Raw genomic sequence first — 26,553 nt, 5'->3', positions numbered from 1 at the left:
GGTAGGCCGAAATGCGTGTACTGATTGCCGAGAACGATCACGTTCTGTACCGCGAATTGCTGCAGAGGGCCCAGCCGGAGCTCGAGCTGATTGCTGGCGATGGCCCCGAGCTGGCGGCACAGGCGGGTAGTTGTCAGGTCTGGCTGGGTGAGCCGCATCTGTTCGCCGAACTGATCCGCGCCGGCCACAAGCCGGACTGGGTGCAGTCGACCTGGGCCGGTATCACGCCGCTGCTGGCGGAGGACTTGCCACGGGATTATCGACTGACTCGCGCGGTCGGGGTTTTCGGCCAGGTGATGGCCGAGTACGTGCTCTGTCACATGCTCGCCCACCAGCGCGAACTCTTCGCCCGCCTGCAGGCGCAGCGCGAGCGGCGTTGGGATGGTCGCCTGCCGGGCAGCCTGGCTGGGTGCAAGGTGCTGATCGTCGGTACCGGCGAAATCGGCCTGGCGGTTGCTCGCTTCCTGCAGCCGTTCAACGTCGTACTGACCGGGGTCGCCAGTAGCGCGCGGACGCTGGCGCCATTCAGTGAAGTGGCGCCTGTCGAGGCGCTGCCGCGTCTGGTCGCCGAGGCCGATTACGTGATCAACCTGCTGCCCAACACGCCGGCCACCCGGGACATTTACGATGCGGCCTTGCTGGCATGCTTCAAACCATCGGCGGTATTGATCAATGCCGGACGCGGTACCTCGGTAGTCGATGAGGATCTGGTCGCGGCGCTTGCCCGTGGGCAACTGGCTGCGGCGGTGATCGATGTCTGCCGTGAAGAGCCGTTGCCCACCGGGCACCCGTTCTGGACCGCCGACAACCTGTTGCTCACCGGTCACAGCGCTGCGCCGAGCCTGCCACCGCTGCTGGTCGAGCTGTTCGTCAGCAACCTGCAGCGTTATCGAGCCGGCAGCGCCCTGCACGGGCTGGTGGATTTTTCCCGAGGCTATTGAGCCACGCTGTCGCGTGCAGCTTGTACTGTGCGGTCGGCAGACCTAGACTGCCGGCCTTTTCGCCCGTTACCTCCAGTTGCTGATCATGGCCGTGCCCGTTTCTCCGTTCTGGAAACACAAGACCCTCGAGCAACTCGACACCCGGGAGTGGGAGTCGCTGTGCGATGGTTGTGGCCTATGCTGCCTGCAGAAGCTCGAAGACGAGGATGACGGAGCCGTCTATTACACGCGTATCGCCTGCAAGCTGCTCGACCTGGATACCTGCCGCTGCAGCGATTACCCGAACCGCAAGACCTTCGTGCCGGACTGCATTCAGCTCACCCCAGCCCAGGCGGATCAGTTCCAGTGGCTGCCGCCCACCTGTGGTTATCGGCTGGTCAGCGAGGGCAAGGATCTGCCGCTCTGGCATCATCTGGTGTGCGGTGACCCGGATGCGGTGCACCGTGAGAGGATCTCCCAGGCAGGGCGCATGCTCAGTGAAAACAGCGTGGCCGAAGATGACTGGGAAGAACACCTGATCTTTCGCGCTGGCTGAGGGTCTGTGATGTGCCGTTAAGGCTCGCTTAAGCGGGCCGGTGTCTCATAGCCCTGTTGCACCCTGCCTCTAGTGTGCTCTGATCCCATGGAACGTTCCGATTCGTCTGTTCTGGAGTTGCCTGTATGTCGATTCGCTGCCTGCTGCTGTCCGCTGTTCTGTTGAGTACCGGCACACCCCTGTGGGCAGCCGAAAAGGTCGATCTGGACTACAAGGTGAAATTCCTTCCGGAAAGCGATCAGGCTGAAGTCAGCATTAGCCTGGAGAAGGGCGAGCGCGTGCGCAGCCTCAACTTCAACCTGGGCGACGATGGCTATTACAGCGACTTCAAGGCTGACGGCGAGTGGAAGCAGGAGGGCGAGCAGCGCGGCCTGTGGGTGCCTGCCAAGGGCAAGGCCAGCCTGACTTACAAGGTGCGTATCAGCCACCCTCGTGGCGAAGGTCGTTTCGACGCGCGGATGACCGAGGACTGGGCTCTGCTGCGCGGTGACGATCTGATCCCCAGTGCGGTACTCAACCAGGTCGACGGCACGGATCTGGTGGCGCGCCTGGAGTTCGACCTGCCCAAAGGCTGGCGTAGCGTCGAGACCGGTTGGCCGCGCGTGGGCAAGAACAAGTTCCGCATCGACAACCCGCAGCGCAAGTTCGATCGCCCCACTGGCTGGATCGTCGCTGGCAAGGTCGGCACGCGTCGCGCCAAGCTCGGTGAAACCCAGGTAACCGTCGCTGCGCCGGTGGGTGAGGGCATGCGGCGCATGGATGTCCTGACCCTGCTGACCTTCGTATGGCCCGAGATGCAGGCGGTGTTCCCGCGTGACCCGGGCAAGCTGCTGGTGGTCGGCGCCGGTGACCCGATGTGGCGTGGCGGTCTGTCGGCCCCCAACTCCTATTTCATGCACGCCGACCGTCCGCTGGTCAGCGAGAACGGCACCAGCTCGCTGGTGCACGAACTGGTACACGTGTTCAGCCGCATCAGTGACACCGACAAGAGCGACTGGATCAGCGAGGGCCTGGCCGAGTACTACGCCATCGAAGTGATGCGTCGGGCCGGTGGGCTCAGCGAGGATCGCTACCAGAAGGTGCGCGAGCACCTGATCAAGTGGAGCAAGCCGGTCAAGTCCCTGCGCACCGAGAACTCCACCGGGCCGATCACCGCCCGTGCGGTGCTGCTCCTGCAGGAGCTCGACCGGGAAATTCGCCAGGCCACCAAGGATGGCCAGCAGCGCTCGCTGGACGACGTGGCTCGTGGCCTGATGCGCCTTGAAAAGGCCAGCACCAAGGATTTCATCGAGATCACCGAGAACGTCATGGGTCGCAGCTCCAAGGTGCTGGATACCCGATTGCTACGCTGATCGTTTGGAGCGACATCACCCTCGAGAGCCCTCTTTCGAGTCAGCAACGCCCAATCCGGTGCAGGCACCGGGTTGGGCGTTTTCGCATCCAGCCCCCGCCATTGCTGGTGTTCAGCAAGCTATCAATGAAGTCGATCTTTACTATTCCCAGGATCGAGTTTTTGATCAAATTTTCTTGAGTAACATGAGCTCCATACCCACTTACTTCCTCCCAAGGAGCTCAACATGAAAACCGAATTCATTGCCAGCCTGTTCATCGCCACCCTCGCCAGCGCCGCTTTTGCACTGCCGCAAGCACCTGTCGAGGCCACTACTTCGCACTCCGTTGGTGCGCAGAAAGTCGCAGAGGATGGTTACAAGCGTACCGGTGGGAAGTTCGCCGAGAGCGGCTTCGAACGTGTCGGCGGCAAGCTGGTCGCTGAAGATGGCTACGAGCGCACTGGCGGCAAGATCGCCGAGAGCGGCTTCGAACGTGTCGGCGGCAAGCTGGTCGCTGAAGATGGCTACGAGCGTACTGGCGGCAAGATCGCCGAGAGCGGCTTCGAACGCGTCGGCGGCAAGCTGGTCGCTGAAGATGGCTACGAGCGTACTGGCGGCAAGATCGCCGAGAGCGGTTTCGAGCGTGTCGGCGGTAAGCTGGTCGCTGAGGCTGGCTACGAGCGTACTGGCGGCAAGATCGCCGAGAGCGGTTTCGAGCGTGTAGGCGGTAAATTGGTCGCTGAAGATGGTTACGAGCGTACCGGTGGCAAAGCTGCCCAGGCTTTCGAGCATATCGATGGCAAGCTGGTTGCCGAAGATGGCTATAGCCGTACGGGTGGCAAGGTCCAACCTTCCTGATCAGTCAGCGTCAACAAAAAGCCCGGCTCGCTCCGGGCTTTATCTTGTCTGCAATCTGGCTCAGTACTTGGCGCCGGTTCTGGTGTTGTTGCCTTTGGCCAGGCGGTCGTAGAGCACCACGTTGACCGTCGCCGCGAGGTTCATGCAGCCTTGCGTGGGGATGTAGACCACCTCTTCGCACCAGTCGCGTACTTCCTGGTCCAGCGAGCCGTCTTCCGGGCCGAAGATATAAAAGGCGCGATCCGGGTGGGTGTAACTCGGCAATGGCCGGGCACCGTCCACCAGTTCCACGGCTACCGGGGTGCACCCCAGGGGAATGACTTTCTGCAGGTCATCGATGCCGATCAGGGGAATGTCCAGGTGCACCCGCTTGGTATCGGTGACGAAGTCCCGGGCGCGCTCGTAGCGCTTGCCGGTGTAGAACACCGAGGCCACGCCATAGCAGCCGGCGGCACGCATCACGGCGCCGACGTTCTCCGGTGACTTGGGGTTGTAGAGACCGATGCAGCTGTATCGTTTGTTGCCCACGGACAGGCCTCGCGCAAAAGGAGCGGCATTATACGGCCTGTTTGGCGACTAGGGTCTGTTGACGTTTCAACGCGAGCCGCGTTGCCGCGAGAAATCTCGCCAGGCCGGGCGGCGATCCGCTAGGCGGAGGACGCAGGGAATGGACTAGCCGTCCGCGTTTTCCCTTGCCAAGTCCTCCAACAACGCATGGCGAGATTTCTCGCGCAACCCGCAGGGCCGGGCCCGTTTTTGCGCGATACGGCGTTACTCGATGTCTCATTTGGCCCACCAAACTTCGCATCTCGTGCCTTGCCTCGCGCAAAAACGGGCTCCGGCGCGGCCGTGCGTGAAACGTCAACAGACCCTAGGACTTTTTCTGCAGCAGATCGGCCAGATTGGCAAACGCCTTGTGGGTGGTTTTCGGCCCGCTCTGGCTGGCAGTGGAACCTTCGCTGAAATACTGCTGGTCGGTGTACCGGGAGTGTTCATTGTCGTGGCAGAAAAGGCACAGCAGCTCCCAGTTGGAGCCGTCCTGGGGGTTGTTGTCGTGATTGTGGTCACGGTGGTGAACGGTCAGTTCACTGAGGCGCTTGCCTGAGAACTCGCGGGCGCAACGGCCGCAGACGTGCGGGTACATGCGCAGGGCCTTGTCCCGATAGCCTTCTTCACGGCTGCGCTGGGCATCGGCGAGGATGCGGTCGAGTTTGGACGTAGGCGTGGACGGGCTGCTCATGTTCGCTCCTTGGTGGGTAGCGCTCAGTATAGGGCAGCATCAGTGACTGCCGAGAGGAATCTGTTTGCACTTTCCGGCATCTCGCCAGCCCAAAGCAGTTCGTCCCATCGAACATTGGAGTACCCAACATGCGCAAGTCCATCGTGATGCTGATCAGTCTGCTGTCATTCGCCGGCATCGCTCATGCCCAGCAGGAACAGCCTTCTGCCGCCCAGCCCGCGGGTACCGTGCAGAGCCCCGACGTGCCCGATCCATCGGCCGTCGATCCCGACACTCCACCCGTGATCCGCGATGGCCGTGACAACGACGAGTCGACCGAGGCAGCCGACGACGCTGCGGAGCGTCAGCACGAGCAGCAAGACCAGCACAAGAAACACTGAGTGCTCAGCGCTGGCTGCCGGCCACGTCAGCCAGCCAGGTATCAGGCCTCGGAACGCAGGCCGAGTACCTTGAAGAGGAAGGCATATTCCAGCGCGACGTCCCGCAGCGCCTGATAGCGGCCACTCATGCCGCCATGGCCGGCTTCGAGGTCGGTTTTCAGCAGTAGCAGGTTGTCATCCGTCTTCAGTTCGCGCAGGCGCGCCACCCACTTGGCCGCCTCCCAATACTGCACGCGGCTATCGTTGTAGCCCGCCACCGCGAGAACCGCTGGATATCGCTGCGCCTGCACGTTCTCGTAGGGTGCGTAAGCCTTGATGCGCTCGTGCACCTCTGGCTGGTTGGGGTCGCCCCACTCATCGTATTCGGTGACGGTCAGTGGCAGCTCCGGGTTGAGCATGGTGTTGAGCACATCGACGAAGGGCACTTCGGCGATAGCCGCTGCGAACAGCTCCGGCCGCTGGTTGAGCGTTGCGCCGATCAGCAGGCCGCCTGCGCTGCCGCCACTGATGGCCAGCCGCGACGGGCTGGTGAACCCTTGGGCGATCAGGTGCTCGGCACAGGCGATGAAGTCGCCGAAACTGTTCTGTTTGTGTTCCAGCTTGCCGGCCCGGTACCAGGCTTCGCCCAGTTCACCGCCGCCGCGAACGTGGGCGATGGCGAACACCACGCCGCGATCGAGCAGGCTCAGGCGTGCGTGGGAGAACCAGGGATCGAGGCTTTCGCCATAGGCACCGTAACCGTACAGATAGAGCGGAGCGGCCTGGCCCAGGGCATCGCGGCGGGCGACCAGGCTGATCGGTACCCGGGTGCCATCTTCCGCGGTCGCCCACAGCCGCTGGCTGAGATAGGCATCGGCATCGAACTCGCCGAGTACCGGGGTTTCCTTGAGAATCTGCTGGGTGCCATCGGCCAGGTTCAACTGGCGAATCTGCGCGGGACGATTGAGTGCCTCGTAACGCAGGCGGATCACCGCGCTGGCGAACTCCAGGCTGTCCTGCACGTACAGGCTGTAGGCGGCATCGGGCAGGCTGACCCGATAACCGGCCAGCCCTTGCGGGCGTACGTCGATGATCGGCAGGCCGCCTTCGCGCAGGCTGAGCACCAGCGCCGACTCGGCCAGGCTGACGCCTTCGAGCATTACCTGTTCGTTATGCGCCACCAGCTCCTGCCAGTGTTCGCGGGCCGGTCGTTCAGGCGTGGCACTGTACAGCGCGAAATTGATGCCAGTCTGGTTGCTGCGAATCAGCCAGGCCCACTGGCCGTCGAGTTTGCCGTGGTCGGGGTAGTACTCGTGACCTTCCTCGCGCGGCGCCAGGCACTGGAAGGGCTGCTGCGGCGTGTTCGCGTCCAGCACCCAGCATTCACTGGTGGTCTTGCTGCCCAGCAGCAGTACCAGCTGGCGTTCCGAGCTGCTGCGGTAGCAGGTGAGAAAGAAACGGCCATCGGGCTCGTGGAACACCTGGGCGCTCTGCGTTTCGCCAAGTCGATAGCGATGCAGCGTGCTGGGGCGGTGGGCATCGTCCAGTTCACCATAGAACAGGGTCTGGCTGTCGTTGGCCCAGGTCATGCTGCCGTCGCAGTCATCGAACGGCAGCTCATCGATGGCGCCACTGGCCAGTTCCTTGACGAACAGGCGATAGATTTCGTCGCCACTGGTGTCCAGGCTGTAGGCCAGGCGCTGCTGGTCTGGGCTGATGCTGAAAGCACCCAGGGACAGAAAACCGCCCGCGGCGATTTCGTTGGGATCGAGAAGCAGCTGCTCAGCGCTTTCGTCGAGCTGCAGGCCGCCGTCCGCAGGGCGAGGGCAGCGATAGTGGCGGGGATACTCGTCACCGGCAGTGGTGCGTTGGTAGTAGAGGTAGTCACCCCAGGGGGTCGGCAATGACAGGTCGGTCTCGCGGATGCGCGCCTTTATTTCCTGGAACAACCGTTCGCGCAATCCAGCCTGATCGCTCAACTGGTCTTCCAGGTAGGCGTTCTCGGCACGCAGGTGGCTCAGCACCTCGTCGCTGTCGCGGTCTTCGAGCCAGTGATAGGGATCGGTGCCAGTGTCCTTGCGGGCAATGGGGGCAGTGGTCATGAGAGTCTCCAGAACGCAGGGCGATGGCAACGGGCACTTCTTAAAACTACCAACGTTTTTAGACGTACCCTAAAGGCGCCGAACCCGGGAAAAGCCGTTATCATAAGCGCCTTTGTCGCCAGGCAGCCGCCGAAAAATGCGGATTGACCCGTTCGAGCCAAGTAAAGCAAGGGAACCGTCCCCCTCATGATCGAAAACGACTATCTCCTCGCCTGGGGCGCTTATGCCATTGCCGCGTTGGGCTGCCTGCTGGTGTGGTTCCGTATCACCAGCTGGATGTGGCGCTACGTGCGCGAACCGCTGCGCGTGCTGGTGGCGATTCTGCTGTTCTGCCCGACCATCGTCGATCCGGCCAAGGAACTGTTCGCGCCTGCAGTGGCTATCGTCGCCCTCGATCTGATCTTCAAGGTCGGCAGCAATGCCTGGCGAGCCGTGGCTGATCTGGCCATGTACGGGCTTATCGTGTTCGCCATCTATCTGCTGTTCGTGGCCATTCGTTGGCCGTTCCTGCGCAGTGCCAGGGCCCGCAAGGCCGCGCGCGAAGAGGAGCAGAGCGAGGACAGCGATCTGACCCTGCGCGAACGTCTGCAGCAGGAGCAGGAGCCGAAGTACACCGCGCCACGCAGTACCCGCAGCGCTCGCGTCGAGCCGCGGTTGTAAGCCGGATCAATCGAGAACCAGATCATGTGTGAACTGCTCGGCATGAGCGCCAACGTCCCGACGGATATCGTCTTCAGTTTTACCGGGCTGATGCAGCGTGGTGGGCGTACCGGGCCGCATCGCGATGGCTGGGGCATCGGTTTCTACGAAGGCCGGGGCCTGCGCCTGTTCCAGGATCCTCGCGCGAGCAGCGAGTCGGAAGTGGCGCAGCTGGTGCAGCGCTATCCGATCAAGAGCGAAGTGGTGATCGGCCATATTCGTCAGGCCAATGTCGGGCGTGTCTGCCTGGCCAACACCCATCCTTTCGTGCGCGAGCTGTGGGGGCGCAACTGGTGCTTCGCCCATAACGGCCAACTGGCTGATTTTCGCCCGGCCCTGAGTTTCTATCGTGCCATCGGCGATACGGACAGCGAATCGGCCTTCTGCGATCTGCTCAACCGCATTCGCACGGCGTTTCCGGAAGCGGTTCCCATCGAGGTGCTGTTGCCTGAACTTGTCGCTGCCTGTGCGGCCTATCGTCAGCATGGCGTGTTCAATTGCCTGCTCAGCGACGGTGACTGGCTCTTCAGCTTCTGCTCCAGCAAGCTGGCACATATCACCCGGCGTGCGCCCTTCGGGCCTGCGCACCTGCGCGATGCCGACATGAGCGTGGATTTTCATGCCGAAACCACGCCCAACGACGTGGTTTCGGTACTGGCCACCGAGCCGCTGACCGACAACGAGCAGTGGTCGCTGTATCAGCCGGGCGAATGGCGCCTGTGGCGCGCGGGCGAATGCATCGCCCAGGGCCTGAGCAACTGACGAGCGTCCCGCGTGGCGGGGCTGCGGGGGATGAATGTTAAGAAGTTATCTGCGTCTGGCGTTGTTCGCTCTGGGCCTGTTGCTTGGCGTTCAGGTGCCGGGTTTCATCGATGATTACGCTAAGCGCGTCGAAGCCCATCGCCTGGAATCCGAACAGAGCCTGAGCGGTTTCCGCGATACCGCCCGGCGCTTCTTCGATGGAGACCTGCAGCGCCTGGTCGGCCATTATCGTGGCAGTACCGACCCGGTGATGCAGAGCGACGCGCGCAGCGTGGGCCTGCTGGTCGAACGCTCCGAACTGTTGCAGCGCGAATCGCTGGCCATGCAGGGCCCCTGGTATCGTCAGGTCTGGCACCTGGCAACCGCTGCCGACGAGCAACTGCTGCAGGAAACCCACGCTGCCTACCGCTATCAGGTGCTCCTGGCGCCCGAGGCGATCGCCTGGGGTATCGCCTGCGCGCTTTTCCTCGCCTGGGTCGTGGAAAGCATCCTGCTGTTGCTGGCCCTGCCGTTCCGGCGCCGTGAGCGCCGCGTAGTGCCCGAACGTCAACAACCGCGCATGCGCTGAGAGCACGTGGCCTAGCCTGGGTTGAGCGAAGAACCGTAGGGTGGGTTAGTGACGCCATCCCCCGGAAAGCCAGGCGCATCTTGTTTCGGCGCGTCGCGTAACCCACCAAGTGATATTCGGCATTGCATAAAAGTGGGGTAGAGCGCCGTCAATCGTGTAAATACCCTTTGCACTGGCTGGCGCCTAACCTGTGCGACCCGACGTACCTTGGGTAGGGGCCGCGACCATCACTTGGCCAGAAAGCGCATCCCATCCTCCAACCCCTGCAGGGTCAGCGGGAACATCTGGTCGTTGATCAGTTCGCGGATGATGCCGGTCGAGGTGGTGTAATCCCAGGTCTGGCGCGGGTAAGGGTTGATCCAGATGAGCTTCTTGTAGGTTTCCATGAAGCGGCGTAGCCACAGGTAGCCGGCCTCTTCGTTCCAGTGCTCGACGCTGCCGCCCGGCTGGGTGATTTCGTAGGGCGCCATGGCGGCGTCGCCGATGAACACCACCTTGTAGTCGGCGCCGTACTTGTGCAGCAGGTCATGGGTGGAAAAGCGCTCCGCGTTGCGGCGCTGGTTGTTCTTCCACACCGTCTCGTACACGCAGTTATGGAAGTAGAAATACTCCATGTGCTTGAACTCGGTGCGACAGGCCGAGAACAGCTCTTCGCAGACCTTGACGTGGGCATCCATGGAGCCGCCGATGTCGAACAGCAGGAGCAGTTTGACCGTATTGCGACGCTCCGGGCGCATCTGGATGTTCAGCAGGCCGCCGTCCCGGGCGGTGTGGTCGATGGTGCCGTCGAGGTCAAGTTCGTCCTGCGCACCCTGGCGGGCGAATTTGCGCAGACGGCGCAGGGCCACCTTGATATTACGGGTGCCCAGCTCGACCGAGTCGTCGAGGTTCTTGTACTCGCGCTGGTCCCACACCTTGACGGCCTTGCCCTGGCGCTCACCCGCATCACCGACGCGGATGCCTTCGGGGTTGTAGCCGCCCGAGCCGAAGGGGCTGGTGCCGCCCGTGCCGACCCACTTGTTGCCGCCGGCATGGCGCTCCTTCTGTTCTTCCAGGCGCTTCTTGAATTCCTCGATCAGCTTGTCGAGGCCGCCCAGGGACTGGATCTGCGCGCGCTCTTCAGCGCTCAGGGAACGCTCGAATTCCTTGCGCAACCATTCTTCGGGGATCAGCGCTTGCAGATGCTGGTCGAGGCTCTGCAAACCGTCGAAATACGCGGAGAAGGCACGGTCGAATTTGTCGAAATGGCGCTCGTCCTTCACCAGGATGGCGCGCGACAGGTAGTAGAACTCGTCCATGTCGGCGAACACGACCTTGTGCTTGAGGGCATCGATCAGGTCGAGCAGTTCACGCAGGGAAACCGGCACCTTGGCGGCACGCATTTCAGTGAACAGGTTGAGCATCATGGTGGCTTCCTCAGTCGCGACGTTCTACGGGCAGGCCGTCGGCGATCCGGTACCAGTCGGCGCAGGATTCGGCATGAATGTGTTGCTGGGCAACGCTGGGTAGCGGCGTATCCAGCGTCCCCAGGGTTACCGACAACCAGTCTGGACGGGGCTGCTCGGCGAACCACTGCAGATTCGAGCCGCAGCGCTGGCAGAAAGTACGGCCTACGCCTGGTGACGAGTTGAAGGTGCTGACCGATTCCTCGCCCTGGGTAAAGCGAAAGTGCTCGCGCCGCACGTTGCCGTACGTGGCGAACGCCGCGCCATGGCCTTTGCGGCACTGGCTGCAATGGCAATGATTGGCGGACTCGATGGGCGCGTCGATCTGGTACTTCACCGTACCGCAGAGACAGCTGCCGCTATGCATCTGGTTCATCCTCGTTATTCAACACAGCTTGGATTTCCAATGCCAGTGCTCCTTTGCTTATGCCGGTTCCTCGCAGATGTCGAGACGTGCTGGTTTGTGCGCTGACGTCGAGCCAAATGACTTTTGCTGAGTCATCCAGAGCGCTGTGATCTTCGTTGGTCGACAAGTCAAACTCGATGAAGCGATGTTCTTGGGTCAACAACATTCCGTTAACCCAATAACCGCCATAGATATTGGCGTCTAGCTCCATGATGATCGATCTATCCCAGTCTATCGCTTGGCCTAAAGCGTATTGCCGCAGGGCAAGCGGAACTCTGTCTGGATTGTCGCGATAAAAGGTGGCCGCTCGCAGCAGTGATTCCTGTCTCAGTAGCGTCTGTTCCTGGACGTTCTTCTGACGCTTACGACGTACTCGTTCGATATCCATTTTGATATCAGCGATTACCGCGGCGCGCCATGAAGGCCAGGCGCTCCAGCAAGTGCACGTCCTGCTCGTTCTTCACCAGGGCACCAGCCAGGGGCGGGATGGCCTTGGTCGGATCGCGCTCGCGCAGCACCGCCTCGCCGATGTTGTCGGCCATCAGTAGCTTGAGCCAGTCGACCAGTTCGCTGGTCGAGGGCTTCTTCTTCAACCCCGGCACCTTGCGCACGTCGAAGAACACGTCGAGGGCTTCGGCCACCAGGCTGTTGCTGATGCCGGGGTAGTGCACGTCGACGATCTTCTGCAGGGTCTGGCGATCCGGGAAGGCGATGTAGTGGAAGAAGCAGCGGCGCAGGAAGGCGTCCGGCAATTCCTTCTCGTTGTTCGAGGTGATGATGATGATCGGGCGCTGCTTGGCCTTGATCGTCTCGTCGGTCTCGTAAACGTAGAACTCCATCTTGTCGAGTTCCTGCAACAGGTCGTTGGGGAATTCGATGTCGGCCTTGTCGATTTCGTCGATCAGCAGCACCACGCGCTCTTCGGCCTCGAAGGCCTCCCACAGCTTGCCTTTCTTGATGTAGTTGCGAACGTCGTGAACCTTCTCGGAGCTGAGCTGCGAATCACGCAGGCGGCTCACCGCATCGTATTCGTACAGACCCTGGTGAGCCTTGGTGGTGGACTTGATGTGCCAGGTGATCAGGCGCGTGCCGAAGGACTCGGCCAACTGCTCGGCCAGCAGGGTCTTGCCGGTACCGGGCTCGCCCTTGACCAGCAGCGGCCGCTGCAGGGTGATGGCCGCATTTACTGCCAATTTTAGGTCGTCGGTGGCGACATAGGACGGTGTGCCTTCGAACTTCATGGGATGATCCTCGTGCGTCGACGCCAGCAGGGGCAGGGCATGTGTCAAAGCGGAGACTATAGCGTGATGGGGTCACGACTGTGAACGCGGGGCGGCTATTCAGTCACTGAATAGACGTTTCATTGTTCCGTTGCCGCGCCTCGCTCGAAGCGGCTGTTGAACGCCTGGACGAAACCATTGCGCAGGATACCGATGAACGCCTGGAAGGCGCTGATATCCTGCTGACGTGTGCTGCCACGCAGCTCCACGCGGGTGGCGATCTGGTCTTGGCGCTGATTTTTCAGGACCTTCTCGCCGCCACCGACCACGGCTTCCCAGATGGAGCGGAAAAAGCCCTTGTTTTCGTTTTCCACGTCCTGCTGCCAGTCGAACACTTCGACGTTGCGCAGCAGTGGCTTGATGTAGCCGCTCAGTTGGGAGTCTTCGGCGAAGGCTTCGACCACCAGGTCACCGTTGCCACTCTTGAAATCGAACTTGCCATAGGCATTGGCCAGGTCGTTGAGGCGTGGCAGTTCGATGCCGGTGGCGCGTACGCGGAATTCGAAATCCTGGAAGTTGTGGAAGGGGTCGAATACCGCGCTGGCTTCCAGGGGGGCATGGTCTAGCAACCGTGCCTTGCCTTCGAAGCGGGCGACCCGGTCACCCTGTTCGTCGGCCACGTTGGTCAGGTTATAGAGGCTGGCCTGGATGGCGTTGGCCTGGATCTTCACCGGTGGCGAGGCATTGAAATTGTAGAAACCGAGGGTGCCATCGTTCACGCGCACTTCGTTGAGGGTGATGGGCAGCAGCTTGTTCAGTTGCTCGCGCCAGTCGACGCCTTCACCGGTCTGGGCGTCGTCGCGGTTTTCGCTGTCGACGAAATTCACCTCGGGTTTCTCGAACACCACCCGGGCGACCACTGCACGGGCGCTCCACAGTTCGTTCCAGCTCACCGATATCTCGATCTGCGGCACCGCCACGAAGGGGACTGGAACGTCGCGCTCCGCCTTGACGATACGCAGGCCGTTGATGCGGTAACCGCCGCGCCACAGTGCCAGGTCGACATCCTCGACATGGCCGCGGTAGTCGCCCATGTCGGCGAGCTTCTCGTTCAGGTAGTCGCGCAGCACATAGGGCAGGGCGACGTGGACGACCAGCAGCAGTGCGAGCAGGCCCAGGCAGATCCAGAGCGGCAGGCTGTAGCGGCGTTTCATCGGATGCATCCGTGTAGGCGTAGTCTGGGTGGACTGCAAGGGCGCCCGCAGAGTTCGACCTTCCCGACGCTGGACGCCCTGACGCATCGGGCATAGGCTGATGGGCTCAGTCATGACAAGGAACCGGTACACCATGAGCCGCATATATGCAGACAACGCACAGGCTATCGGCAACACACCGCTGGTGATGATCAACCGCCTCGGGCCCAAGGGCGTGACCATCCTGGCCAAGATCGAGGGGCGCAACCCTGCCTATTCGGTGAAGTGCCGGATCGGCGCCAACATGGTCTGGGATGCCGAGTCCCGTGGTGTGCTCAAACCGGGCATGACACTGGTAGAGCCCACTTCGGGCAACACCGGCATCGGTCTGGCCTTCGTCGCCGCTGCCCGTGGTTACAAGCTGGTGCTGACCATGCCGGCGTCCATGAGCCTGGAGCGTCGCAAGGTGCTCAAGGCGCTGGGTGCCGAACTGGTACTCACCGAGCCGGCCAAGGGCATGAAGGGTGCAATCGAGAAGGCCGCCGAAATCGCCGCCTCCGATACCGCCAAGTACTACATGCCACAGCAGTTCGAAAACCCGGCCAACCCGGCGATCCACGAGAAAACCACCGGCCCGGAAATCTGGAATGACACCGAAGGTGCCGTGGATGTGCTGGTGTCCGGTGTGGGTACCGGCGGCACCATCACCGGGGTTTCGCGCTATATAAAGCAGACCCAGGGCAAGGCGATACAGTCCATCGCGGTCGAGCCGGTCTCCTCGCCAGTGATCACCCAGACCCTGGCCGGCGAAGAGGTCAAGCCCAGCCCGCACAAGATTCAGGGCATTGGCGCCGGCTTCGTACCGAAGAATCTCGACTTGTCGCTGGTCGACCGGGTCGAGCAGGTGACCGACGAGGATTCCAAGGCCATGGCCCTGCGCCTGATGCGCGAGGAAGGCATTCTCTGCGGTATTTCCTGCGGCGCTGCAATGGCAGTGGCGGTGCGCCTGGCCGAGAAGCCGGAAATGCAGGGCAAGACCATCGTGGTGATCCTGCCGGACTCCGGTGAGCGCTACCTGTCGAGCATGCTGTTCAGTGACCTGTTCACCGAGCAGGAATTGCAGCAGTAACGTATTGGCCGCGTAGCCAAGCGGATCGCTCCCCACGCTTGAGCGTGGGAGCCATCAAACGAGGCGAATTGGTGGGCTGAAGCCCACCCTACGTCAGCGCCCTGTAGGGTGGGGCTTCAAGCCCACCAAAATCGACCACCGACTCTCTTCAAAGTCGCCGCAAGGCGAATCACCACGAGGCAATGGTGATCCACACACGGCCATGCAAACGTCCCCTGTAGGGTGGGCTTCAGCCCACCAAAATCGACCACCGACTCTCTTCAAAATCGCCGCAAGGCGAATCACCACGAGGCAATGGTGATCCACACACGGCCATGCAAACATCCCCTGTAGGGTGGGCTTCAGCCCACCAAAATCGACCACCGACTCTCTTCAAAATCGCCGCAAGGCGAGTCACCACGAGGCAATGGTGATCCACACACGGCCATGCAAACGTCCCCTGTAGGGTGGGGCTTCAGCCCACCTAATCGATCGTCCGGCATTGCTTTCGAGCCGTACGGGTGGCCGACGCTTCACTTGCACGCCGCGACCCACCCTATGGGATTGGACGGCTGTCTATGCCGGTGCTTTCGTCGCCGGGCGAACCACCAGCCACAAGGCGATGGCGATCAATATGCCGCCGTACAGGTGCGCCCAGGACAAGGGCTCGTCGAGCAGCAGCGCGCCCCAGAGCACACCGAAGATGGGAATCAGAAAGGTGGTGGTCGACGCCCTGATCGGCCCGATGTCGTTGAGCAGGCGAAAGTACAGCACGTACGCGAAGGCCGTGCAGCCCAGCCCCAGGGCCAGCAGGGATGACCACTCCAGCCAGCCGCCCCAGGTGGCCGGTGGCTGTATCGCCAGTGAGCCACCGAACAGCGGCAGCAGGAACAGGCTGGCGCCGCACAGGCTGCCAAACGCGGTGAGGCGATTGTCCAGGCCACCGGCTATCCAGCGCCGGGTGAGGAAGCCAGCCAGGCCGTAACAGAGCGTCGCCAGCAGGCAGGCGAGGGCGCCAAGTACCAGATCGATATCCAGTTCCACCGGGCCGCTACGGGTCAGTACGGCGACGCCGAACAGGCCAAGGGCAACACCTGCGGCGCGGGTCAGCGTCATCGCTTCGGCGAAGAACAGGGCGCCGATCAGCACCCCCATCATCGGCGTGGTGGCGTTGATGATCGCCGAATAGCCGGCGGGCAGCACCAGTGCCGCCAGGCTGTACATGGCCGAGGGAATGCCGGCATTGATCACCCCCAGCACCAGGCACAGGCCCAGCTTGCCATGGAAGTCCCACTTCACCCGCATCAGCAGCAGGATCGCCAGCAGGCCCAGCATGGCGATCGCGGCGCGAAAGAAGGCGGTCGGCATGCTGCCGATCACGGGGGCCACCACGCGCAGGAACAGGAAGCTGGCTCCCCAGATCGACGCGAGTAGCAGAAGGCGCAGCATGTCGGCAGGGCGCAAGGTGGGCTCCAGTTTCGGGCGGAAGGCCGGCAGTTTTGCCGGACGTCGCCCGCAAGGCAAGCGCGCAATGGGCTTTCAATGTCGGCAGGTGCACCTTTGGCGAGAAACACGCTGCAACCTTTATGCATCGCCCGGTGCACAACGGCTTCGCGTTCACGGTCACTATTGTTTGAACAAGCGCTCTGGCGCGCGGGTCGCACGTCAGGCTGCAAAGCACCATAATGGCGCCGCTCTCCATCGCCACTCAAATATGGATGGTCGCGCCAACTACGCGCTGTCGAAGAATCAAGGAACACGCCCATGAGCTGTAACCCGCCTGCGCAACTGCCCGAACTGTCCCGTCTGGCCAAGGCCATCCTGTTATGCAGCTGCGCGGCTGCAGGTGCGGCACAGGCGGCGGAGCCTGTCAGCAGGCTGGTGCTCGATCCCAGCGTGGTGACCGGCTCGCGTAGCGCGATGCAGAGTTTCGACCTGCCATTCTCGGTTGACGGCATCGACCGCGAGCAGATCAGCGCTGGTCAGCTGGGTATCAATGCCTCCGAGGTGCTCACCCGGGTGCCCGGCTTGGTGGTGCAGAACCGCCAGAACTATGCCCAGGACCTGCAGATATCGTCCCGTGGTTTTGGCGCACGCTCGGCGTTCGGCGTGCGCGGGCTGAAGCTGATCACCGATGGCATTCCGGCCAGCACGCCGGACGGCCAGGGCCAGGCGGCGACCTTCAACCTGGATACCGCCGACCGCATCGAAGTGCTGCGTGGCCCGGCCTCGACGCTGTATGGCAGCAATGCTGGCGGGGTGATCCAGATGTTTTCCCGCGATGGCGTCGGCCGGCCGCGTATCGGTGCCGAGACCCTGATCGGCAGCGACGGCCTGACCCGCAACCACCTCACCGCCGAAGGCGAGGCGGATGGCGTGGGCTTCGTGCTCGACGCCTCGCGGATGGACACCGACGGTTACCGCGACCACAGCTCGGCACGCCGTGACCAGACCTTCGCCAAGCTCAACTTCAAACCGGATGAAGACAGCAAGCTGGCGCTGATCTACAGCAGCCTGGAGCAGAACGGTACCAAGGATCCCCTTGGCCAGGCTTGGGAGGCATATAAGGCCGATCCGCGCTCGGTGGCGGTCAATGCGCGAAACTTCAATACCCGCAAAAGCATCGATCACCAGCAACTGGGCGCCAACTATGAGCGCTATTTTGGTGATGCGACGCTGCAGGCCACGGCCTATGCAGGCAAACGCAGCGTGATTCAGTACCTGGCCATTCCTCAGGGGCCGCAGGGCAATCCGAATCACAGTGGCGGGGTAGTGGATTTCGACCGAGAATTTCATGGTGGCAGTGTTCGCTGGCTGCAACCGGTGGATGGGGTCGCGGGTGATCTGCGGCTGGTGTTCGGCCTCGATTATGATCAGAGCCGTGACGATCGCCGTGGATACGAGAATTTCTCTGGCTCTCAGGTAGGCGTCAAAGGTGCGCTGCGCCGCGACGAAGTCGACACCGTCACCAGCCTGGATCCCTACGCCCAGGCAACCTGGACACTGGGTGACTGGACGCTGCAGGGGGGGCTGCGCTACAGCACCGTGGAGGTGGACGTCGATGACAAGTACATCGTCGGTGCCAATGGTGACGACAGTGGCACCCGGCGCTACGAAAAGGCCACGCCCTCGGTCAGTCTGGGTTACGCCTTCACGCCCGACCTGAATGGCTATGTCAGTGTCGGCAAGGGTTTCGAAACGCCGAGTCAGGCCGAGCTGGCCTACTCGCAGGGCAATGCTGGCTTCAACTATGGCCTGGAGCCGTCGGAAAGCACCCAGTACGAAATTGGCCTGAAAGCCCGCGTTGCCGAAGGCACCCGCGTCAATGCCGCGATCTTCCAGATCACCACCGATGATGAAATCGTCGTGCTGGAAAACAGCGGCGGCCGCACCAGCTACCAGAACGCCGGCAAGACCCTGCGCCGCGGTTTCGAGCTGGGCATCGAGAGCCAGTTCAATGAGCAGTGGTCGGCAGCGTTGGCCTATACCTACTTGGCCGCGACCTATGATTCGCGCTTCGTCGCAGGCAATAACACCATCGACAAGGGCAACAATCTCCCTGGCGTGCCACGCACTACGCTGTTCGGCGAAGTGGCCTGGAAGCCCGTCGATGGCATCAGCACTGCCGTGGAAGGCCTGTATCGCAGCAAGGTGTACGTCGAGGACACCAACAGCCAGAAGGCTGCACCGAGTTACGCGGTTTTCAACTGGCGTACCCGCTTCGAGCAGAATCTGGGGGCCTGGAAGACTCACCAGACCCTGCGCCTGGATAACCTGCTGGATAGGCAATATGTCGGTTCGGTGATCGTCGGCGACGGCAACAACCGCTATTACGAGGCGGCGCCGGGCCGTTCCTGGTATGCCGGAGCGGGTGTGGAGTATCAGTTCTGATGAAACCGGAGGGGGCTGTTGCATCGGCCCCCGATTGTCAGCAGGCGCAAAGCGACGGTCGGTAGCGCCTTGCAACGGTTGGAGGCTTGTTACATCTCCCCTAGTGCGATGGTTTCGGCTACTCTCAAGTCAAGCGGCCACCATAGCCGCGTGCAGTCGAGGATATCTCATATGAAAGCCTGGTTCGAAAAACTTGCCGCACAGCTCAATGCCCTGTTTGCTCCGCGCATGCAGCCGATCCCAGTCCGCAGTGAAGAGCAGCGTCGCCTGGCTGCTGAACGCCAGCGCCGCCGCTGAGCATTGCTGCGTCATTGATCTGGAAGCGCCGCCAGCGGCGCTTCGATGTTCACGCCTGTATCCCCGCCCAGGGATTGATACAGCGTGACCGCATTTATCAGCTGGTTCAGACGATTCTCCGCCAAGGTGATTTGTGCCGTGCGGCGGGTGTCCTGTGCGCTCAGCCAGGATTGCAGATCCACAGCCCCTGATTCGTAACGAATTCGATAGATACGTTCGGCCTCGCGGGCTGCGTCCAGTGCGCGACTGCGCATCGCTTCCTGCTCGGCGTAGTGGCGTCGCCCCGCCAGCCCGTTTTCCACGTCCGCCAATGCCTGATACAGGCTCTGGCGGAAGTCCGTCACCGCCAGCTCATAGTCGGTTTTCGATACCGCGACGTTGAGCTTCATCTGGTTCCACTGCAGGAAAGGCATGGCCAGGCTGGCACCCACGGCGCCGACCGGATTCTGCAGCAGATTGCCCAGTGCCGAACTGGAGTAGCCTAAGGTGCCGGTCAGGCTCAGATCCGGGTAATAGCTGGCGCGGGTGGCATCCACGGATTTCAGGCTACTGCGCAGGCGCAGTTCAGCAGCGCGCAGATCCGGGCGACGAGCCAGCAGGCTGGCCGGTAGATCGGCGGCCACGGCCGGTAATACGCTGCCTTGCAGGCTCTGCAGTTCAATCAGGCTCACCGGGCTGGCCCCATCGAACAGCACGGCCAGGGCGTTGCGCTGCTCGACGCGTTGCTGGCGCAGGTCCACGTCATTGGCCAACTGGGTTTCCAGGCTCTGCCGCGCCTCGGCGAGCTCCAGCGCCGAAGCCTGGCCGGCATCGTATTGCACCTGAACCAACTGCAGGGTTTGCCGTGCGTACTCGATGCTCGCGGCGCTGGCCGTCAGGCGTTCGTTGAGATAGCCGATCTGCCAGTAAAGGCTCGCCACCGTACCCGCCAGTGACAGGCGAGTAGCGGCGTAATCCTGCTCGGTTGCCAGCGCCTCCAGCTCGGCTGCATCGGTGGCGCTGCCCAGACGGTTCCACAGGTCGGCCTCCCAGCTCACCGAGCCGGTCAGCGAATAGCTGTGAGCGGTGCTGCCTTCCCCGCGCAAGGCACGCGTACGGTCGGCACTCAGCCCGCTGCTGAGCTGGGGAAACTGCCCATCGCGGGTCAGCCCAGCCTGCAATCGTGCGCGGCGTACGTTCAGCAATGCGGTGCCGATATCGTTGTTGCGGGCCAGCGCCGCATCGATCAGTCGATCCAACTCCGCATCATTGAAGGCTGTCCACCAGGCCTGGCCGCTGCTGGCCTGCTGTTGGCCAGGCTGCTGCCAGCTGGCGGGTACGTTCAGCGCCGGGCGCTCGTAAGGTGTGGAGAGCAGCGAGCTGCAGCCGCCCAGAGCAAGGGCGACGAGCAGTGACAGAGGTTTCAGGTAGTGACTGTGCATGATCGGCTACTCACGAGACAAAGCGTCGACGGGGTCGAGGCGGGCGGCATTGCGGGCTGGCAGAAAACCGAACACCAGGCCGATGACCGTGGAACAGAGAAACGCAGCGATGATCGAGCCGCTGGAAAACACCAGGCTGAATTCACTGGTGAAACGGCTGAACAGCGCACCGAAGGCCAGCGCCGATATCACCCCCAGTGCGCCACCGATCAGGCACACCAGCACCGCCTCGATCAGGAACTGGCGAAGGATGTCGTTCTGCCGGGCACCCACCGCCATGCGCACGCCGATTTCACGGGTACGCTCGGTAACCGACACCAGCATGATGTTCATCACCCCGATGCCGCCGACCAGCAGGGAGATCAGGGCGATGGCCGAGATCAGCAGGGTCATGGTCTGGCTGGTCTTCTCGATGGTCTGGCGGATGGTGTCGGTGTTCATCACGAAGAAGTCCTGGACCCCGTGACGGCGGGTGAGCAGGCGGATGATGCCTTGCTCGGCGGCATCGCTCGAGACACTGTCGTCGACCCGCACGGTGATGCTTTCCAGGTACGACTGGCCGAGCATGCGGTTCATCACTGCGGTGTAGGGCAGATAGACGCGCAGCGAATCGCTGCCGCCGAAGTTGCTCTGAATGGGGTCGAGCACGCCGACCACGCGTACAGGAACGTTGCCCAGCAGAATCACCTGACCGAGTGCCTGCTTGCCGGCGAATAGCTTCTTGTAGGTGTTGTCATCGATGACCGCGCTCTGCGCCGATTCGCGTACCGCCTTGGCATCGAACGCGCGGCCCTGGGCGAAGGTGTAGCCCTTGGCGCGGAAGAACTGCTCGCCCACGCCGCTGGTGGATACGCTCAGCGCCTGCTCGCGATAGCGCAGGGTGCCGGAGCTGGAAACCGACGGCGTGACGCTGTCGACGAAAGCCTGGCCGGCCAGGGCGTCGGCATCGGCCGGCACGAGTGTCTGGATGCGCCCGGAGCGGCGATCACCAAAACCGCTGCCGGGATAGATGTCGATGGTGTTGGTGCCGATCGCACTGATGTTTTCCATGATCTTCTGCTGCGAACCCTGACCGAGCGCCACCACCGAGACCACCGAGGCGATGCCGATGATGATGCCGAGCATGGTCAGAAAGGTTCGCAGCTTGTGCGACAGCATCGCCAGCAGGGCCATGCGCAGGGCTTCGCGAAACTGGCCGAAGCCGGCCTTCACGGCATTGGCGGCCCGTGCCGGCGCGGGTTCAGGCATGGCGCGCACATCGTCCTCGACGGTGCGCAGGCGGCGGTCGGCGATGATGCAGCCGTCGCTGATCTCGATGATGCGGTCGGCGATTTCTGCGACCTTCATGTCGTGGGTGACGATGATCACCGTGTGCCCGGCGGCATGCAGCTCGCGCAGCAGCTTGAGCATTTCCTCGCCGCTGTGGCTGTCCAGTGCGCCAGTGGGTTCGTCGGCGAGAATCACCTGGCCGCCATTCATCAGCGCCCGGGCAATGGAGACGCGTTGCTGCTGGCCGCCGGAAAGCTGGTTCGGCCTGTGGCTCAGGCGCTCACCGAGGCCGAGCCGCTGCAACAGCGCTTCGGCGCGCTCGCGGCGGCTGGCGGCGTCCTTGCCGGCGTAGATGGCCGGTACTTCGACGTTACCCACGGCGTCCAGATCGCCAAGCAGATGGTAGCGCTGGAAGATGAAACCGAAGTATTCGCGGCGAAGTTCGGCCAGTTCGTCCGGTGACAGCTTGCCGGTTTCCCGGCCGGCGATGCGGTAGGTGCCGGCGCTGGCTCTGTCCAGGCAGCCGAGGATGTTCATCAGCGTCGACTTGCCGGAACCGGAGGTGCCGATGATCGCCACCATCTCGCCTTGTTCGATGCTCAGGTCGACATCCTTGAGCACGGCGATGGTCTGTTCCCCGGCAGGGAATTCGCGGCGCAGGCCGCTCAGTTCTAGGAGTGCCATATCAAAGCCTCATCGGCCCGCGCATGCGCAGGGTGGTGCTGGAGCCGGCCGCGGCATCGCCGAGCACCACCTTGTCGCCGGTCTCCAGACCTTCCAGCACCTGGGCATTGATCGAGTCTTCCAGGCCGGTGCGGATCTGTCGTGCCTCGACCTTTCCATCCTTGCCCATCACCTGCACGGTGTAGCTACCGTCACGGTTGGCGCTGCCCAGCGCCGACACCGGAACGCTTGCCGCGCCCTTGACGCTGTCGAGGACGATGTTCACTTCGGTGGTCATGGAAATGCGCAGCTTGCCGTCCGGGTTGGGCACGTCGAACACGGCGATGTAATACACCGCCGTATCGGTGGAGGTGGTCGACGATGAACTGCTCGAGGTGCTGTCGCTGGTGTTGATCGAGTCCGGTGCCGGCTCGATCATGCGCAGCGTCGCTTCATAGCGCTTGCCGGGCTCGCCGAGAATGGTGAAGTACACCGGCAGGCCAGGCTGCAGATTGACCACATCGGCCTCGGAAATTTCTGCGCGCACGGTCATCTTGTCGAGCTGGGCGACCTTGACGATGGTCGGCGCCGACTGCGCCGAGTTGACCGTCTGGCCTTCCTTGACCACCACGCCAACCACGGTGCCATCGATGGGCGCGACGATCTTGGTATAGCCGAGGTCGACTTCGGCGGTGGACACCTGAATCTGCGCCTGCTGAATCTGCGCATCCAGCGCGGCGACCTGGGCCTTGGCGGTATTCAGGTCGGCCTCTGCGGTCTCGTAGCTCTCCCGCGAGCTGGCGTTCTGGGCGAGCATCGACTTCTGGCGGTTGAAGGCGAGTTGCGCCTTCTTCAAGGTCGCGGCCTGCACCGCGCGCTGCGCCTTCACATTGGCCAGTGCGGCCTTGGCATTGGCCAGGTCGTTCTGCTGAGTCAGGGAATCGATCTCGGCGATGGGGTCGCCCTGCTTGACCAGATCACCGAAGTCGACGTGCAGGCTGGTGACCTGGCCGGACACCTGGGCGCCGACACTGACCTGTTTGAAGGCTTCCAGCGTGCCGGTGGCGATGACCGTCTGCTCGATGTCTGCCCGGCGCACCTCGGCGGTCAGCAGGCCGTTGCCCGGTGCAGGCTGCAGCCAGCCGTGGAGTGCATAGCCGCCCAGGGTCAGGGCGGCTATGGCGGGAATCAGGAGCAGCAGCTTGGGTCTTGGCATGGTGATGGCACGCAACGAATGTGGATGTCGCCACTATAGGGAGGCGGCCATCGGCGTTGGGTAAGAGCGAGGTAAGGTTCTGTCAGGAATAGGTAAAGTTCGTGGCGGACCACCGGCTGCGGTCATTTGTGACCCGGTGAATGCGGCAAGGCTCTCAAGTCACCGCCGCGCTTGCCGACATTATGGAAAGCCCGATCGGGTAAGCAGGAAACAGGCGTGGCAGGGAGCCAAGTACGACGACTCCAACGTGCCATTTCGCTCGTGCTTAGTTGTTTAAAACCAAACGCCTACCTGTGCTGGCGCGGCAGCTTTGCTGTGCTAGACATAGTGGAGTGGCAGGGATGTACCCTTCACGAACTGAAGGATTGCAAGCATGCGTCAGAATCTGCCGGTGACTCAGCGCGAAAGGACTTTTCCTGCGCATGAGCGGTTGATCTCCACCACCGATCTGAACAGCAAGATCACTTACTGCAACGACGCATTCGTTGCCATCAGCGGCTTCACTCGTGAGGAACTGATCGGCCAGCCCCACAACCTGGTGCGCCACCCGGACATGCCGCCAGCGGTATTCGGCCACATGTGGGACACCATCAAGCAGGGCAAGCCCTGGATGGGGATCGTCAAGAACCGTTCGAAGAATGGCGATTACTACTGGGTCAGTGCCTACGTCACGCCGATCTACCAGAACGGCCAGGTGTCGGGTTACGAATCGGTGCGCTCGCTGCCCAGTGAAGACCAGAAGCGCCGCGCCGAGGCGCTGTACGCCAGGTTGCGAGCCGGCAAGCCCCCGGTGCCGAAGATCGAATACCTGACCTATGACCTGATTCGCTCCTGGCCGCTGATTCTCGCCACACTGGTGATCCTCGCTGCTCAGTCGGTGCTTGCCGGGTTCTGGCTGGCGGCGCTCATCGTGGTGGTGATGGCCGCCCTGGGTTCCTATCAGCTGTACAGCAAGCGCTCGTTGATTCGCCGGACCCTGGCCGATCATCCCAAGGCTTTCACCAGCAGTCTGGTGGCGCTGACCTACAGCGAGAGCCGCGGCGCTCAGGCATTGCTGGACATGGCCATGATCAGCGAAGAGGCGAGGCTGCAGACGGCGCTGACCCGTCTCGAAGACGCCGGCGTCAACGTCAAGAAGCAGGCCGCCCAGTCCGCCGGTTTTTCTCGAGCGGGCGCCGAGATGCTCGACCTGCAGCGCAGCGAGACCGATCAGTCGGCCACGGCGATCAACCAGATGGCCGCGACCATTCAGGAAGTCACCCAGAACGTGCAGAGCACCAGTCATGCCGCCGAAGAGGCCGATCGCCTGGCCAAGGAAGGTCGGCAACTGGCCGGGGGCAGCCTGGAGTCCATGCAGCACATGGCCAAGGCGGTCGCCGACATCGGCCAGGCGGTGAACGACCTGGCCAACTCCACCCAGTCCATCGGCAGTGTCGCCGACGTGATCACCTCGATCGCCGAGCAGACCAACCTGCTCGCGCTCAACGCCGCCATCGAGGCGGCGCGCGCGGGCGAGCAGGGGCGTGGGTTCGCCGTGGTTGCCGATGAGGTGCGCTCCCTGGCCTCGCGTACGCGCGAGTCGACCCAGCAGATTCACCAGATCATCGCTTCGCTGCGTGCCGGCGCCGAGCGCGCGGTGGTCACGGCCGGGCGAGGCGAGGAGATCTCCCGGGAGAGCGTGCAGAGCGTCGAGGCGGTGCGTCTCGCGCTGGATGGCATCAGTGAATCGGTCAGCCGCATCACCGGCATGAGCCAGCAGATCGCCGCCGCTTCCGAAGAGCAGGGTCAGGTGGCCGAGGACATCAGCCGGCAGATCACCCGCATCGCTCAGCTTTCCGAGCAAGGCGCCGAGCAGGCTCACCAGGGCGCCGCCATCGGCAGGGAACTGGAAACCATGGCCGACTACCTGCATAGCCTGGCCGAGCGATTCAACCGCTGATACAACCGCTCCTCGGCTGTGCAAGTGTGCTATGGCACACTGCGCGGCCGAGGAGACCTGCCCATGTCACGCCCCCGTTGTTCCCGCTGCAAACGTCCCGAAAGCCATTGCCTGTGCGCGTTGATCCCCGATCTGCCCAGCCGTACCGAAATACTCGTGCTGCAGCATCCCGATGAGGTCGATCACGCCCTGAACACCGCCAATCTGGCCGTGCTCGGCCTGCGCAATGCAAGGCTGCGGGTTGGCGAGGTGTTCGAGGATCTGTCGTTGTGGTTGGCGCACCCTGACCATCGCACCTGTTTGCTATTTCCGGGGGACGATGCGCAGCCGCTGGACAGCCTGGTCGATGAACCGGATGGCAGACCATTGCGGCTGGTAGTGCCCGATGGCACCTGGCGCAAGGCACGCAAGCTGCTGCATCTCAATCCTGCGTTGGCAGCGCTGCCGCGGGTGACCCTGTCGGATGCACCGCCCTCACGCTATCGCCTGCGCAAGGCACCGATGCAAGGATCGCTGTCGACCCTCGAGGCGATCGTCGCAGCATTGAACGTGCTGGAGGCGCCAGCTGATTATCAGGCGCTGTTGAAACCCTTCGACGCCCTGATCGAAGGGCAGATCGCGGCGATGGGCGAGGAGACGTTCAGGCGCAATCACCTGCGTTGATTGGCCTTGAGGAGGTACTGGTGGGCTGAAGCCCACCCTACTTCCCTGGGGCATGAACCGTAGGGTGTGGCTTTGGCCCACCAAAGCCATTCAACGCCGATGGCGGCTGACTGTTCAGAGCATGCGGTTCGCAGCTTCGGGGCTGTGGGCGTCATTGGTGGTGGGCTGAAACCCACCCTTCCCAGGGGCATGAACCGTAGGGTGGGGCTTTAGCCCACCAAAGCCATTCAACGCCGATGGTGGCTGACTGTTCAGAGCATGCGGTTCGCAGCTTCGGGCTATGGGCGTCATTGGTGGTGGGCTGAAGCCCATCCTACCTCCCAGGGACATGAACCGTAGGGTGGGGCTTCAGCCCACCAAAGCCATTCAACGCCGATGGTGGCTGACTGTTCAGAGCATGCGGTTCGCAGCTTCGGGCTATGGGCGT

Annotated in this window: 25 protein-coding genes; 13 read left to right on the top strand and 12 right to left on the bottom strand. The window is 62.6% G+C overall.

Annotated features, from left to right (window positions below; all coding sequences use genetic code 11):
* Positions 1-11: 11 nt before the first annotated feature.
* The 4 genes from ACT9T4_RS20220 to ACT9T4_RS20205 all read left to right on the top strand — a co-directional run bounded on the left by ACT9T4_RS20220 (position 12) and on the right by ACT9T4_RS20205 (position 3,665).
* Positions 12-941 (top strand): D-2-hydroxyacid dehydrogenase, encoded by a 930-nt coding sequence (locus ACT9T4_RS20220; RefSeq protein ID WP_499118658.1) that lies wholly within the window; start codon positions 12-14, stop codon positions 939-941.
* Between the two features lie 85 nt (positions 942-1,026).
* Positions 1,027-1,476: a YcgN family cysteine cluster protein gene (locus ACT9T4_RS20215; RefSeq protein ID WP_042555843.1), complete on the top strand. Its 450-nt coding sequence runs from the start codon at positions 1,027-1,029 to the stop codon at positions 1,474-1,476.
* 125 nt (positions 1,477-1,601) lie between these two features.
* Positions 1,602-2,828, top strand: a complete 1,227-nt coding sequence (locus ACT9T4_RS20210; RefSeq protein ID WP_042555757.1) for a hypothetical protein — start codon at positions 1,602-1,604, stop codon at positions 2,826-2,828.
* Between the two features lie 225 nt (positions 2,829-3,053).
* The gene (locus ACT9T4_RS20205; RefSeq protein ID WP_499118656.1) at positions 3,054-3,665 is read left to right on the top strand and encodes a heme utilization protein; all 612 of its coding nucleotides are present in this window, start codon (positions 3,054-3,056) and stop codon (positions 3,663-3,665) included.
* Between the two features lie 60 nt (positions 3,666-3,725).
* On the opposite strand, the gene ACT9T4_RS20200 is transcribed toward ACT9T4_RS20205, so the two are convergent.
* Positions 3,726-4,193, bottom strand: a complete 468-nt coding sequence (locus tag ACT9T4_RS20200; protein WP_042555758.1) for an RNA methyltransferase — start codon at positions 4,191-4,193, stop codon at positions 3,726-3,728.
* A 343-nt stretch (positions 4,194-4,536) separates the two neighbouring features.
* A complete protein-coding gene (locus tag ACT9T4_RS20195; protein WP_042555759.1) occupies positions 4,537-4,905 on the bottom strand; it encodes a YajD family HNH nuclease in 369 nt (122 codons plus the stop codon).
* Between the two features lie 128 nt (positions 4,906-5,033).
* On the opposite strand from ACT9T4_RS20195, the gene ACT9T4_RS20190 reads away from it, so the two are divergent.
* A complete protein-coding gene (locus ACT9T4_RS20190) occupies positions 5,034-5,285 on the top strand; it encodes a hypothetical protein (RefSeq protein WP_179538496.1) in 252 nt (83 codons plus the stop codon).
* Positions 5,286-5,326: 41 nt separating this feature from the next.
* Here the strand turns inward: ACT9T4_RS20190 and ACT9T4_RS20185 are convergent, their stop codons facing one another.
* On the bottom strand, positions 5,327-7,366 hold the full coding sequence (locus ACT9T4_RS20185) for a S9 family peptidase (RefSeq protein WP_499118654.1): 2,040 nt from the start codon (positions 7,364-7,366) through the stop codon (positions 5,327-5,329).
* Positions 7,367-7,552: 186 nt separating this feature from the next.
* Between ACT9T4_RS20185 and ACT9T4_RS20180 the strand changes: the two genes are divergently transcribed.
* Genes ACT9T4_RS20180 through ACT9T4_RS20170 form a run of 3 tightly spaced genes read left to right on the top strand, consistent with a single transcriptional unit; the run spans position 7,553 to position 9,395 of the window.
* Positions 7,553-8,026, top strand: a complete 474-nt coding sequence (locus tag ACT9T4_RS20180; protein WP_042555762.1) for a hypothetical protein — start codon at positions 7,553-7,555, stop codon at positions 8,024-8,026.
* Between the two features lie 24 nt (positions 8,027-8,050).
* On the top strand, positions 8,051-8,827 hold the full coding sequence (locus ACT9T4_RS20175; protein ID WP_042555763.1) for a class II glutamine amidotransferase: 777 nt from the start codon (positions 8,051-8,053) through the stop codon (positions 8,825-8,827).
* A 34-nt stretch (positions 8,828-8,861) separates the two neighbouring features.
* Entirely contained in the window at positions 8,862-9,395 is a 534-nt protein-coding gene (locus tag ACT9T4_RS20170; RefSeq protein ID WP_179538493.1) for a DUF2937 family protein, read from the top strand.
* A 227-nt stretch (positions 9,396-9,622) separates the two neighbouring features.
* Here the strand turns inward: ACT9T4_RS20170 and ACT9T4_RS20165 are convergent, their stop codons facing one another.
* From ACT9T4_RS20165 to ACT9T4_RS20145, 5 genes are all read right to left on the bottom strand, one after another.
* Complete coding sequence (locus tag ACT9T4_RS20165; protein ID WP_499118651.1) at positions 9,623-10,801, bottom strand: vWA domain-containing protein; 1,179 nt, start codon at positions 10,799-10,801, stop codon at positions 9,623-9,625.
* Positions 10,802-10,811: 10 nt separating this feature from the next.
* On the bottom strand, positions 10,812-11,207 hold the full coding sequence (locus tag ACT9T4_RS20160; protein ID WP_179538491.1) for a GFA family protein: 396 nt from the start codon (positions 11,205-11,207) through the stop codon (positions 10,812-10,814).
* Complete coding sequence (locus ACT9T4_RS20155) at positions 11,200-11,634, bottom strand: hypothetical protein (RefSeq protein ID WP_042555767.1); 435 nt, start codon at positions 11,632-11,634, stop codon at positions 11,200-11,202. Before ACT9T4_RS20155 ends, ACT9T4_RS20160 begins: the two co-directional genes overlap by 8 nt.
* 7 nt (positions 11,635-11,641) lie before the next feature.
* Positions 11,642-12,487 carry an AAA family ATPase gene (locus ACT9T4_RS20150; protein ID WP_042555768.1) on the bottom strand — a complete coding sequence of 282 codons (846 nt, stop codon included), beginning with the start codon at positions 12,485-12,487 and terminating at the stop codon, positions 11,642-11,644.
* Between the two features lie 119 nt (positions 12,488-12,606).
* Positions 12,607-13,689 carry a DUF748 domain-containing protein gene (locus ACT9T4_RS20145; protein WP_499118695.1) on the bottom strand — a complete coding sequence of 361 codons (1,083 nt, stop codon included), beginning with the start codon at positions 13,687-13,689 and terminating at the stop codon, positions 12,607-12,609.
* A gap of 124 nt (positions 13,690-13,813) precedes the next feature.
* Here ACT9T4_RS20145 and cysK point away from each other — a divergent pair, with 124 nt between their 5' ends.
* Positions 13,814-14,788: a cysteine synthase A gene (gene cysK / locus ACT9T4_RS20140; RefSeq protein ID WP_042555770.1), complete on the top strand. Its 975-nt coding sequence runs from the start codon at positions 13,814-13,816 to the stop codon at positions 14,786-14,788.
* Positions 14,789-15,343: 555 nt separating this feature from the next.
* On the opposite strand, the gene ACT9T4_RS20135 is transcribed toward cysK, so the two are convergent.
* The gene (locus tag ACT9T4_RS20135) at positions 15,344-16,231 is read right to left on the bottom strand and encodes a DMT family transporter (RefSeq protein WP_499118649.1); all 888 of its coding nucleotides are present in this window, start codon (positions 16,229-16,231) and stop codon (positions 15,344-15,346) included.
* 300 nt (positions 16,232-16,531) lie between these two features.
* On the opposite strand from ACT9T4_RS20135, the gene ACT9T4_RS20130 reads away from it, so the two are divergent.
* Complete coding sequence (locus ACT9T4_RS20130) at positions 16,532-18,658, top strand: TonB-dependent receptor family protein (protein ID WP_499118647.1); 2,127 nt, start codon at positions 16,532-16,534, stop codon at positions 18,656-18,658.
* A gap of 171 nt (positions 18,659-18,829) precedes the next feature.
* Complete coding sequence (locus ACT9T4_RS20125; protein WP_499118645.1) at positions 18,830-18,955, top strand: PA1414 family protein; 126 nt, start codon at positions 18,830-18,832, stop codon at positions 18,953-18,955.
* A gap of 11 nt (positions 18,956-18,966) precedes the next feature.
* Here the strand turns inward: ACT9T4_RS20125 and ACT9T4_RS20120 are convergent, their stop codons facing one another.
* Genes ACT9T4_RS20120 through ACT9T4_RS20110 form a run of 3 tightly spaced genes read right to left on the bottom strand, consistent with a single transcriptional unit; the run spans position 18,967 to position 23,524 of the window.
* Positions 18,967-20,376: an efflux transporter outer membrane subunit gene (locus ACT9T4_RS20120; protein ID WP_197077048.1), complete on the bottom strand. Its 1,410-nt coding sequence runs from the start codon at positions 20,374-20,376 to the stop codon at positions 18,967-18,969.
* A gap of 6 nt (positions 20,377-20,382) precedes the next feature.
* Positions 20,383-22,329 carry a MacB family efflux pump subunit gene (locus ACT9T4_RS20115; RefSeq protein WP_179538487.1) on the bottom strand — a complete coding sequence of 649 codons (1,947 nt, stop codon included), beginning with the start codon at positions 22,327-22,329 and terminating at the stop codon, positions 20,383-20,385.
* 1 nt (position 22,330) lies between these two features.
* Positions 22,331-23,524 carry an efflux RND transporter periplasmic adaptor subunit gene (locus ACT9T4_RS20110; protein WP_499118643.1) on the bottom strand — a complete coding sequence of 398 codons (1,194 nt, stop codon included), beginning with the start codon at positions 23,522-23,524 and terminating at the stop codon, positions 22,331-22,333.
* 373 nt (positions 23,525-23,897) lie between these two features.
* Between ACT9T4_RS20110 and ACT9T4_RS20105 the strand changes: the two genes are divergently transcribed.
* Positions 23,898-25,463: a methyl-accepting chemotaxis protein gene (locus ACT9T4_RS20105; protein WP_179538485.1), complete on the top strand. Its 1,566-nt coding sequence runs from the start codon at positions 23,898-23,900 to the stop codon at positions 25,461-25,463.
* A gap of 63 nt (positions 25,464-25,526) precedes the next feature.
* Complete coding sequence (locus tag ACT9T4_RS20100) at positions 25,527-26,126, top strand: tRNA-uridine aminocarboxypropyltransferase (RefSeq protein WP_179538484.1); 600 nt, start codon at positions 25,527-25,529, stop codon at positions 26,124-26,126.
* Positions 26,127-26,553 lie beyond the last annotated feature (427 nt).

The organism is Pseudomonas sp. SZ40 (assembly GCF_052958135.1).
Note: the sequence above shows the minus strand (reverse complement) of the source record. Positions and strands in the feature narration are given on the sequence as shown.

What these genes read in the sequence shown, in the direction of transcription:
- ACT9T4_RS20220 (WP_499118658.1), top strand. Translation starts at nt 12, where the DNA reads ATGCGTGTACTGATTGCCGAGAACGATCACGTTCTGTACCGCGAATTG.
- ACT9T4_RS20215 (WP_042555843.1), top strand. Translation starts at nt 1,027, where the DNA reads ATGGCCGTGCCCGTTTCTCCGTTCTGGAAACACAAGACCCTCGAGCAA.
- ACT9T4_RS20210 (WP_042555757.1), top strand. Translation starts at nt 1,602, where the DNA reads ATGTCGATTCGCTGCCTGCTGCTGTCCGCTGTTCTGTTGAGTACCGGC.
- ACT9T4_RS20205 (WP_499118656.1), top strand. Translation starts at nt 3,054, where the DNA reads ATGAAAACCGAATTCATTGCCAGCCTGTTCATCGCCACCCTCGCCAGC.
- ACT9T4_RS20195 (WP_042555759.1), bottom strand. Translation starts at nt 4,905, where the DNA reads ATGAGCAGCCCGTCCACGCCTACGTCCAAACTCGACCGCATCCTCGCC.
- ACT9T4_RS20190 (WP_179538496.1), top strand. Translation starts at nt 5,034, where the DNA reads ATGCGCAAGTCCATCGTGATGCTGATCAGTCTGCTGTCATTCGCCGGC.
- ACT9T4_RS20185 (WP_499118654.1), bottom strand. Translation starts at nt 7,366, where the DNA reads ATGACCACTGCCCCCATTGCCCGCAAGGACACTGGCACCGATCCCTAT.
- ACT9T4_RS20180 (WP_042555762.1), top strand. Translation starts at nt 7,553, where the DNA reads ATGATCGAAAACGACTATCTCCTCGCCTGGGGCGCTTATGCCATTGCC.
- ACT9T4_RS20175 (WP_042555763.1), top strand. Translation starts at nt 8,051, where the DNA reads ATGTGTGAACTGCTCGGCATGAGCGCCAACGTCCCGACGGATATCGTC.
- ACT9T4_RS20170 (WP_179538493.1), top strand. Translation starts at nt 8,862, where the DNA reads ATGTTAAGAAGTTATCTGCGTCTGGCGTTGTTCGCTCTGGGCCTGTTG.
- ACT9T4_RS20165 (WP_499118651.1), bottom strand. Translation starts at nt 10,801, where the DNA reads ATGATGCTCAACCTGTTCACTGAAATGCGTGCCGCCAAGGTGCCGGTT.
- ACT9T4_RS20160 (WP_179538491.1), bottom strand. Translation starts at nt 11,207, where the DNA reads ATGCATAGCGGCAGCTGTCTCTGCGGTACGGTGAAGTACCAGATCGAC.
- ACT9T4_RS20155 (WP_042555767.1), bottom strand. Translation starts at nt 11,634, where the DNA reads ATGGATATCGAACGAGTACGTCGTAAGCGTCAGAAGAACGTCCAGGAA.
- ACT9T4_RS20150 (WP_042555768.1), bottom strand. Translation starts at nt 12,487, where the DNA reads ATGAAGTTCGAAGGCACACCGTCCTATGTCGCCACCGACGACCTAAAA.
- ACT9T4_RS20145 (WP_499118695.1), bottom strand. Translation starts at nt 13,689, where the DNA reads ATGCATCCGATGAAACGCCGCTACAGCCTGCCGCTCTGGATCTGCCTG.
- cysK (WP_042555770.1), top strand. Translation starts at nt 13,814, where the DNA reads ATGAGCCGCATATATGCAGACAACGCACAGGCTATCGGCAACACACCG.
- ACT9T4_RS20130 (WP_499118647.1), top strand. Translation starts at nt 16,532, where the DNA reads ATGAGCTGTAACCCGCCTGCGCAACTGCCCGAACTGTCCCGTCTGGCC.
- ACT9T4_RS20125 (WP_499118645.1), top strand. Translation starts at nt 18,830, where the DNA reads ATGAAAGCCTGGTTCGAAAAACTTGCCGCACAGCTCAATGCCCTGTTT.
- ACT9T4_RS20120 (WP_197077048.1), bottom strand. Translation starts at nt 20,376, where the DNA reads ATGCACAGTCACTACCTGAAACCTCTGTCACTGCTCGTCGCCCTTGCT.
- ACT9T4_RS20115 (WP_179538487.1), bottom strand. Translation starts at nt 22,329, where the DNA reads ATGGCACTCCTAGAACTGAGCGGCCTGCGCCGCGAATTCCCTGCCGGG.
- ACT9T4_RS20110 (WP_499118643.1), bottom strand. Translation starts at nt 23,524, where the DNA reads ATGCCAAGACCCAAGCTGCTGCTCCTGATTCCCGCCATAGCCGCCCTG.
- ACT9T4_RS20105 (WP_179538485.1), top strand. Translation starts at nt 23,898, where the DNA reads ATGCGTCAGAATCTGCCGGTGACTCAGCGCGAAAGGACTTTTCCTGCG.
- ACT9T4_RS20100 (WP_179538484.1), top strand. Translation starts at nt 25,527, where the DNA reads ATGTCACGCCCCCGTTGTTCCCGCTGCAAACGTCCCGAAAGCCATTGC.